The sequence below is a fragment of the Rhodanobacter glycinis genome, from assembly GCF_900114325.1.
Taxonomy (GTDB): Bacteria; Pseudomonadota; Gammaproteobacteria; order Xanthomonadales; family Rhodanobacteraceae; genus Rhodanobacter_A; species Rhodanobacter_A glycinis.
Genome location: NZ_FOSR01000017.1, coordinates 65665 through 74066 on the forward strand (window position 1 = coordinate 65665; position 8402 = coordinate 74066).

At 64.9% G+C, this 8402-nt stretch carries 8 protein-coding genes and 1 pseudogene; 5 read left to right on the top strand and 4 right to left on the bottom strand.

Features of this window, described 5'->3' with window-relative positions:
- Window position 1: 1 nt before the first annotated feature.
- Window positions 2-559: a TetR/AcrR family transcriptional regulator gene (locus BMY90_RS14980; protein WP_092705034.1), complete on the bottom strand. Its 558-nt coding sequence runs from the start codon at window positions 557-559 to the stop codon at window positions 2-4.
- 309 nt (window positions 560-868) lie between these two features.
- On the opposite strand from BMY90_RS14980, the gene BMY90_RS14985 reads away from it, so the two are divergent.
- The 5 genes from BMY90_RS14985 (at window position 869) to BMY90_RS15005 (ending at window position 5281) form a co-directional block, all read left to right on the top strand.
- Window positions 869-1438: a YqgE/AlgH family protein gene (locus BMY90_RS14985; protein WP_008212674.1), complete on the top strand. Its 570-nt coding sequence runs from the start codon at window positions 869-871 to the stop codon at window positions 1436-1438.
- A complete protein-coding gene (gene ruvX, locus BMY90_RS14990) occupies window positions 1435-1893 on the top strand; it encodes a Holliday junction resolvase RuvX (RefSeq protein ID WP_092705035.1) in 459 nt (152 codons plus the stop codon). Before BMY90_RS14985 ends, ruvX begins: the two co-directional genes overlap by 4 nt.
- Complete coding sequence (locus tag BMY90_RS14995) at window positions 1890-2816, top strand: aspartate carbamoyltransferase catalytic subunit (RefSeq protein WP_092705036.1); 927 nt, start codon at window positions 1890-1892, stop codon at window positions 2814-2816. Before ruvX ends, BMY90_RS14995 begins: the two co-directional genes overlap by 4 nt.
- A gap of 89 nt (window positions 2817-2905) precedes the next feature.
- Complete coding sequence (locus tag BMY90_RS15000) at window positions 2906-4669, top strand: hypothetical protein (protein WP_092705037.1); 1764 nt, start codon at window positions 2906-2908, stop codon at window positions 4667-4669.
- Between the two features lie 234 nt (window positions 4670-4903).
- Window positions 4904-5281, top strand: coding sequence for a BON domain-containing protein (locus tag BMY90_RS15005; RefSeq protein WP_008212664.1), 378 nt, complete (start codon window positions 4904-4906; stop codon window positions 5279-5281).
- A 125-nt stretch (window positions 5282-5406) separates the two neighbouring features.
- Here BMY90_RS15005 and BMY90_RS15010 read toward each other — a convergent pair whose 3' ends face one another.
- From BMY90_RS15010 to BMY90_RS17595, 3 genes and pseudogenes are all read right to left on the bottom strand, one after another.
- On the bottom strand, window positions 5407-6573 hold the full coding sequence (locus BMY90_RS15010; RefSeq protein WP_008212662.1) for a PilT/PilU family type 4a pilus ATPase: 1167 nt from the start codon (window positions 6571-6573) through the stop codon (window positions 5407-5409).
- Between the two features lie 158 nt (window positions 6574-6731).
- Window positions 6732-7769, bottom strand: coding sequence for a type IV pilus twitching motility protein PilT (locus tag BMY90_RS15015; RefSeq protein WP_008212660.1), 1038 nt, complete (start codon window positions 7767-7769; stop codon window positions 6732-6734).
- 352 nt (window positions 7770-8121) lie between these two features.
- A pseudogene (locus BMY90_RS17595) lies at window positions 8122-8402 on the bottom strand (IS4 family transposase); the annotation flags it as partial.

Here is an 8402-nt window from a genome sequence, read left to right on the forward strand (position 1 = left end):
TTCAGTCGAGTATCTTCATGGCCAACTCGACAAGAGCGTTCATGTCATCGCGCGACCTGCCGGTTTTGCCGACAACCCGCATGCCCTGCAAAATGCAAAGCATCAGGCCGGCAGACGCACCACTGTCGATGGCAGCATTGATCGACCCATCCACCTGCCCCTCCCGGATGGTCCGGACAAGCAGTTGCTCGGTGCGGGCATGCGCAGCCTTCACCTGCCGCGCAGTGGCGGCATCCATGGTCGCCAATTCGATCGTGCTGCCAGCCACCAGACAGCCTCGCATTCCTTCAGCTCCGGAGGACGCATTCGCGTAAAGGCCAAGCAGGCTCTTGAGCTTGTCACGCCCATTGCCACCGTTCTGGAATGCAAGGCGCCGAAGTGCATCACCTTCCTCGACATAGCGATCAAAAGCCGCCAGAAAAAGTCCGCGCTTGTCCTTGAACGCCTTGTAGATGCTGCCCGCGGCAAGTCCCGTCGCCAGAGAGAGATCAGCTATCGAGGTTGCGTTGTAGCCTCGCTCGCGGAAGATCCGGACGGCTCCGTCGAGCACCGTAGCCACGTCGAATTCCCGTGGTCGCCCGCGACTACGGGGGCTTCGATCTTTCGGGGATGGGTTGGAAGTACGCATGTCTTATTTTGGAATTATTCATTTCCAAAATCAACATGCCATCGCCTTTTGCCCGAGCCCATTCAGGCAAAAGGCCCCGAGAGCCCGGCGGACACGCCATCCCGACCACGCACTACAACGCGCATGCACGCACACCGACTGCCGATGCGCAAAGTCACCCATCCGGCACGCCAGGGAAATCTCGGGCATGCACGCGGAATACACGGCGACGAGACAGGCGCCAGCGCTTACAATGGCGGCATGAGCGAACGCCGTTCTTCCACCCTCGCCGGGCATTTCCTGATCGCCATGCCCGGGCTTACCGATCCACCGTTTTCGCGTGGCGTGGCGCTGTTGTGCCAGCACGACGAGGATGGCGCGATCGGCCTGCTGGTGAACCAGTTGTCCGAATTCCGCCTCGGCGACGTACTGGCGCAGATGAAACTGGGTTGTGAAGACCCGGAACTGGCCGACGCACCGGTCCTGATCGGTGGCCCGGTGCAGCAGGAGCGCGGCTTCGTGCTGCATCGCGAACCCGGCCATTGGGAAGCCAGCTACCGCATCAACGACGCGTGGTCGGTGACCACTTCGCGCGACATCCTGGTCGCGCTTGCCGCCGGCGAAGGCCCGCGACAGGTTCTCATGGCCCTGGGCTATGCGGGTTGGAGCGCCGGCCAGCTCGAACAGGAAGTGCTCGACAACGCCTGGCTCACCGCTGAAGCCAGCGAACGGGTGGTTTTCGATACCCCGCTGGAAGAACGCTGGAGCGCCGCCGCCGGCCTGGTCGGCGTCGACCCGCTGCAGTTGCCCGGCTACGCGGGCCACGCATGAGCTGCGCCTTCGGCTTCGATGTCGGTAGCAAACTGATCGGCGTGGCCGTGGGCAACAGTTTCACCGCCAGCGCTCGCGGCCTGTCCGTGCTGGCCATGCGCGAGGACCAGCCCGACTGGCCCGCCCTCGACGACCTGCGCGCGCAATGGCTGCCCGACACGCTGGTGGTCGGCCTGCCATTGACCCTGGATGGCGCCGAGCAACCCGCCAGCCACCGCGCCCGCCGCTTTGCCGAACGACTGCACGCACGCTACGAACTGCCCGTGCTGCTGGTCGACGAGCGCCACAGCTCGCAGGAAGCCGCGCAACGCTTTGCCCGTGCCCGCGCTGCCGGCCTGAAGCGCCGGCGCGATGCCGCGCAGATCGATGCCGAAGCCGCCGCCGTCATCCTCGAACGATGGCTGACCGGCGCCCCCGCCCTCTCCTCTTCTTCCGCCACCGCCACCCCGCCATGACCGCACGCCTGCGCCACCTCACCACCCTGGAAAACCTGCCGCGCGCCACCATCGAGCACCTGCTCGATCGTGCCATCGCCATGCGCGATGCCTGTGCGCACGGCACCCGCAAGCTGGATGTGCTGGCCGGACGCACCGTGCTGAACCTGTTCTTCGAACCCTCCACGCGCACGCGCACCTCGTTCGAACTGGCCGCGCGGCGACTCGGCGCCGACGTGGTGAACTTCGACATCGGCTTCTCCTCCACCGCCAAGGGCGAGGCGCTGTACGACACGCTGCACACGCTGGAAGCCATGCACCTGGACGCGATCATCGTGCGTCACAAGGTGTCCGGCACGCCCGAGGAACTGGTGCGCCACGCGATGAGCGGCGTGTCGGTGATCAACGCCGGCGACGGCAATCGCGCACATCCCACCCAGGGCCTGCTCGACGTCTTGACCATCCGCCAGCACCGCCCGGACTTCGACAATCTCGTGGTGACCATCTGCGGCGACATTCGTCATTCGCGCGTGGCGCGCTCGGACGTGCATGCACTGACCGCGCTGGGCACGAAGGAAATTCGCCTGTGTGGCCCCGCCGCACTGCTGCCCGAGGCGGAGGAATTCCCGCAGTGCCGCTTCATCACGAATTTCGATGACGCCATTCAAGGTGCCGACGTGGCGATCATGTTGCGCCTGCAGAAAGAGCGCATGGCCGCGACCGAACTGCCTGACGAGGCCGCCTACTTCCGCCAGTACGGCCTCGACTGCAAGCGCCTGGCGCGTGCCGCGAAGGGCTGCCTGGTGATGCATCCCGGCCCGCTCAACCGCGGCATCGAGATCGCTTCGGACGTGGCCGACGGCGCACAGTCGCGGATCCTCGAACAAGTCGCCAATGGCGTGTTCGTGCGCATGGCAGTGCTGGGCGAAGTCCTGGCGCGCTGAAGCTTTCAGGAGGCGTCAACACGGGCCTCCACCGCCGCGGGAAGCGGCGCATAATGGCGGCTGCAACACCACCAAACCTGGGGATAACCATGCGATTGACGACGCGCGTGTTCGCGCTGGCGCTAGCCGGCGCGCTGCTGGCTGGCTGCGGACACAAGGACAAGAATGCACCACTGGCGTTCGTGCCGGCGGACACGCCGTACGTCGCGGCCAATCTGAAGCCCATCAGCGACGACGCGCGCCAGGCCATGCTGGCCCAGGCAGACCTGCAACTGCCCGCGCAACTGGCCCAGATCAACGACGCGGCCGATCGGGTGGCATCGCAGAACCCCGCCGCCGCCCGCCTGCTGCATGCGCTGGCCGCTTCCTTCAAGGGCAACACCGTCGAGGGTTTCGCGCACGACGCCGGCGTCGACCTGAAGGGCCGTTTTGCGTTCTACGGCCTGGGCCTGTCGCCGGTGCTGCGTCTCGAACTGAGCGACCCGAAAGCCTTCGATGGCTTCGTCACCCGCTTCGAAACGGCCTATGGCAAGCCCTTCGGCAACGCCAGCGTGGGTGGCCAGAGTTATCGCAAGGCGGTGTCCGCCGAAACCCATACCGAGCTAGTGATCGCCACGGTCGACAAGCAGGGCGTGATTGCGCTGCTGCCCGCCGACGTGTCGCCCTCGATGCTGCGCGAAGCGCTGGGGCTGGATCGTCCCGCGCACAGCCTGCAGGACAGCGATGCACTGGCCGACCTGGCCAAGGCCAAGGGTTATCAGCCGTGGCTGATCGGCAAGCTGGACGTGCAGCGCCTGTTGCCCTTGATCGCCAGTGGCAAGGACCCCCTGTTCACCACCCTGTTCACCGCAGGTGCCGAACGCGAGTCGGCGAAAACCGGCGAGCCGCTGGCCAACCTCACGAAGATCCCGCCGAGCTGCCCGGCCGATGCGGCACGCATCGCCGCGCGCGTGCCGCAACTGAGTTTCGGCTATACCCGGCTCGACGCCAGGCACCAGGATTCGCGTCTCGACGTCTCGCTGGCCAGCGACATCACCCAGGCTTTCGACGGCCTCAAGGTGAACCTCCCGGGCCTTGGCGAGGATGCCAGCGCACCGTTCGACCTGAGCCTGGCGCTGCCCATGCTCGAAGTCCGCGATTTCTGGCAGGCGCAGGCCGACGCGGTGGCTGCCAAGCCGTTCGCCTGCCCCGCGCTGGCCGATCTCAATGCCGGCTTCGGCAAGCTCGGCCTGATCCTGCAGAAGGCCGCCACGCCGCCAGTCGGCGACCTGATCGGTCTGCACCTGGCGCTGGACGAGTTCAGCTTCGCTCCCGGCGCCCCCCTGCCGAAAATCAGCGGTCGCCTGCTGCTGGCCACGCGCAACCCGGCCGGGCTACTGGGCATGGGCCAGATGGCGTTGCCGGCACTGGGCCAGGTGCGCGTACCCAATACCGGCGTACCCGCTCCGCTGCCGGCGAACCTCACTACCGCGCTGGGCGAACCGGCATGGGCCGCGATGAACGATCACGCGCTGGCGGTGGCCGTGGGCGCGGGTGAGGATGGCAAGCTGGCCAGCATGCTCAACGCTCCCGTTGGCGATGCCGGACGCCTGATGCGCATGCACTTCAATGGCGACATGTATGTTGCGTGGATCAAGGCGATGGCGCAGAAGATCGACGCGATGGCCGACCAGCAAGCCGCCATGGCCGCACAGGGCGCCCAGCCGGGCACCGTCACGCCTGATCGGATGGCGGGACTGAAAGCCCGTTTCGCTGCACTGGAGGCCCAGGCCGCCCATGTGGACAGCGCGAGCGCCGAAGTCCACATGGACAGCCAGGGCCTGGTGATCAGCAATCACCTGACACTGAAGTGATCCCACTGCGGGCCGGCGCTGCGAGGCACGATCGTGTTCTCGCAACGCCGGCCGTAACAGCCAGCCAACATCCCGGCGACACCTGTTTCATCATCGTAATCGCCCCCTGAACCGGGGCCCGGCGCAGTCGCGCAAAGTTCACGAACGGCCTGCTTTCCTGTGTCCCACGCAATCGCCACGTCGACTGCGCTCTGTCCAACCCGACAGATTCCGATGCCACAAGGAGACACATCCATGCTTACGACTCATTCGTTCCGCAAGCGCCTGCTGGTGGCAGGTCTGGTCACCGCCTTCGCCGCCATTCCGATGGCCCAGGCCGCTGCCCAGGGCAGCCCCGCGCAACAGGCCATGAGCCAATCCGAGAGCAACCGGACCGTGCCGGACAAGGTGGCCGACACCTGGATCACCACCAAGGTGAAATCCGAATTCGCCGCCTCCAAGCACGTCAAGGCCACCGACATTTCGGTGAGCACCACCGACGGCGTGGTCACCCTGACGGGTACCGTGGCCACGGCCAGGGAGAAGAACAAGGCGATCCACATTGCCCACAAGATCAAGGGCGTGAAAAGCGTCAACGCCAGCGGTCTCACGGTGGGCAGCACCAAGTCCTGACGTGACAGGGGACGATCAGCCGACGGCCGAAGCGGGTCTTCGCCGAGGTCGCGGATGATTGAAGATCGCCCCGACGAAAAAGGAGCCGAACGGCTCCTTTTTCGTTTCCGCGTGTGTCACCGTGCTCAACGCTGCAACAGGCCACCATTCATGCCGCGGCCTTCGCGCGTCTCCTCCACTTCCACGCCCTCCAGTCCCTGCGACAGGGTATGCGCGTCGCCGCCCTGGGCCAGCTTGATGCGCAGGCGCACCTCGTTGGAACTGTCGGCGTGGCGCAACGCGTCTTCGTAGCTGATCTCGCCGGCGTGGTACAGCTCGACCAGGCTCTGGTCGAAAGTCTTCATGCCCAGGTTGGTGGATTCCTTCATCACTTCCTTGAGCTTGTGGATATCGCCCTGGCGGATGTAATCCTGCACCAGCGGCGTGCCCAGCATCACCTCCATCGCCACCCGACGCGCCTTGCCGTCCGGGGTGGGGATCAACTGCTGCGCGACGATGCCCTTGAGGTTCAGCGACAGATCCATGAACAACTGCTGGCGCCGATCCTCGGTGAAGAAGTGCAGGATGCGGTCGATCGCCTGGTTGGCGTTGTTCGCGTGCAGGGTGCACAGGCACAGATGGCCGGTTTCGGCGAAGTTGATCGCGTACTCCATCGTCTCGCGCGTACGCACCTCGCCGATCAGGATCACGTCGGGTGCCTGGCGCAAGGTATTCTTCAGCGCGTTCTCCCAACTGTCGGTGTCGATGCCGACCTCGCGCTGGGTGATGATGCAGCCCTCGTGCTTGTGCACGTACTCGATCGGATCCTCGATGGTGATGATGTGGCCGGTCGAATTGGCATTCCGATAGCCGATCATCGACGCCAGCGAGGTGGATTTGCCGGTGCCGGTGGCGCCCACGAACATGATGATGCCGCGCTTGGTCATCGCCAGCTGCTTGATCACCTGCGGCAGGCCCAGCTCATCGATCGAGGGGATCTTCGACTCGATCCGGCGCAGCACCATGCCCACGCAATTGCGCTGGTAGAAGCACGACACGCGGAAACGGCCCACGCCCTGCGCCGAAATCGCGAACTGGCATTCGTGGGTCTTCTCGAACTCCTCGCGCTGGCCCGGCGTCATGATGTTGACCACCATGTCGCGCGACTGCTGCGCCGACAACGGGCTTTGCGTGATCGGCACAACGCGGCCCTGCACCTTGATCGACGGCGCCACACCCGCCGTGATGAACAGGTCCGAGGCCTTCTTGTGCACCATCAGCTTCAGGAAGGAGGTGAAATCGAAATCGCTCATGGGAAACCTCCGGCCACGAGGGCGCGGTGTGAGTGACGCAGGTGCCGGCACCCGACGTCACGTAATGTCATGCGTTCAGATCACGCTGCGGATCGCGATGCCGCGGGCAACCACCCGGCGCACCGGGCCATGTCCACGCTATTCACCGCAAGCCGCCATCACTTGAAGATGTCCTTGTTCTTGGCATAGCTCTGCGCCTGCTGGCGCGCGATCACGCCGCGCTTCACCAGGTCCTGCAGGTTCTGGTCCAGCGTCTGCATGCCGTATTGCTGGCCGGTCTGGATCGACGAATACATCTGCGCCACCTTGTCCTCGCGGATCAGGTTGCGGATGGCGGGAATGCCCACCATGATCTCGTGCGCCGCCATGCGGCCGCCACCCACCTTCTTCAGCAGGGTCTGCGAGATCACCGCGCGCAGCGACTCGGACAGCATCGAGCGCACCATCGGCTTTTCGCCGGCGGGGAACACGTCGATGATGCGGTCGATGGTCTTGGCGGCCGACGAGGTATGCAGCGTGCCAAACACCAGATGGCCGGTCTCGGCGGCGGTCAGCGCCAGCCGGATGGTTTCCAGGTCGCGCAACTCGCCCACCAGGATGAAATCCGGATCCTCGCGCAACGCCGAGCGCAAGGCTTCGTTGAAGCCGTGCGTGTCGCGATGCACTTCGCGCTGGTTGACCAGGCACTTCTGCGAGGTATGCACGAATTCGATCGGGTCCTCGATCGTCAGCAAGTGGCCGTATTCGGTCTTGTTGATGTGGTCGACCATCGCCGCCAGCGTGGTGGACTTGCCCGAGCCGGTCGGCCCGGTCACCAGGATCAGGCCCTGCGGCTGTTCGATCAGTTCACGGAAGATCTTCGGCGCACCCAGGTCTTCCAGCGACAGCACCTCGGACGGAATGGTACGGAACACCGCACCCGCGCCGCGGTTCTGGTTGAACGCGTTGACGCGGAAGCGCGCCAGGCCGGAGATCTCGAACGAGAAGTCGGTCTCCAGGAATTCCTCGAAGTCGCGGCGCTGCTTGTCCGACATGATGTCGTAGATCAGCGAGTGCACCTGCTTGTGTTCCAGCGCCGGGATGTTGATGCGACGCACGTCGCCATCCACGCGGATCATCGGCGGCAGGCCCGCGGACAAATGCAAGTCCGAAGCCTTGTTCTTCACCGAGAAGGCAAGCAGTTCGGCAATATCCATCGGAAATCCCCCTGAAACCGGTCGTCAGATACGAATAGGCGCCGCACGACGATGGAAGATCCCGCGGACACCTCGCATCGCGTCGCGATGCCAATCACAGTCCGGCCGAAGCCCCCCGGTTCCCCTTGCAGCCGAGCCGATACTACTCGCGGCGGCGCCCGCCCGACCAGTCTTTCATGGCCAGGTGAACCAAACTGTGGCCGCGGTCTGCGTAACCCGTCACCAAACAACCCACGGGCCGCCGAAGGAAGGTCCGATCACTCGGCGTTTGCCCGTCATTCCTGCGCAGGCACACTGCTGTCCGGAATAAATTCGCTAGTCCCCGACTCGTTCAGTCTCATGTCGAGCGGACTCATGCGAACAGCCCGGGTTGCCACGGTTCGCCGGGGTGGACGGTCTTTCGTCGCCGGTCGCGTCTACGTCCCGGCACCGCGCTGACCGGGCGTTGGAACAAGCCGGCGCGGAGCTCGGCAAGAAAGAGCCACAGCGTGGTGGCCGAGGTGCTGGCGCGATGGGCCAGCGCCACCAGCAGATAGGCCACCAGGGCGGTGAGGATCTGGATCTTCACCGCTCTCTCGCTGCGACCGAGGAAGCGCCGTAACCGCAGGTGTTGCTTGATCCACTTGAAGAAGA

Excerpts from the sequence above, each read along its gene's own strand:
- BMY90_RS14985 (WP_008212674.1), top strand. The coding sequence starts at position 869 with ATGAGCGAACGCCGTTCTTCCACCCTCGCCGGGCATTTCCTGATCGCC.
- ruvX (WP_092705035.1), top strand. The coding sequence starts at position 1,435 with ATGAGCTGCGCCTTCGGCTTCGATGTCGGTAGCAAACTGATCGGCGTG.
- BMY90_RS14995 (WP_092705036.1), top strand. The coding sequence starts at position 1,890 with ATGACCGCACGCCTGCGCCACCTCACCACCCTGGAAAACCTGCCGCGC.
- BMY90_RS15000 (WP_092705037.1), top strand. The coding sequence starts at position 2,906 with ATGCGATTGACGACGCGCGTGTTCGCGCTGGCGCTAGCCGGCGCGCTG.
- BMY90_RS15005 (WP_008212664.1), top strand. The coding sequence starts at position 4,904 with ATGCTTACGACTCATTCGTTCCGCAAGCGCCTGCTGGTGGCAGGTCTG.
- BMY90_RS15010 (WP_008212662.1), bottom strand. The coding sequence starts at position 6,573 with ATGAGCGATTTCGATTTCACCTCCTTCCTGAAGCTGATGGTGCACAAG.
- BMY90_RS15015 (WP_008212660.1), bottom strand. The coding sequence starts at position 7,769 with ATGGATATTGCCGAACTGCTTGCCTTCTCGGTGAAGAACAAGGCTTCG.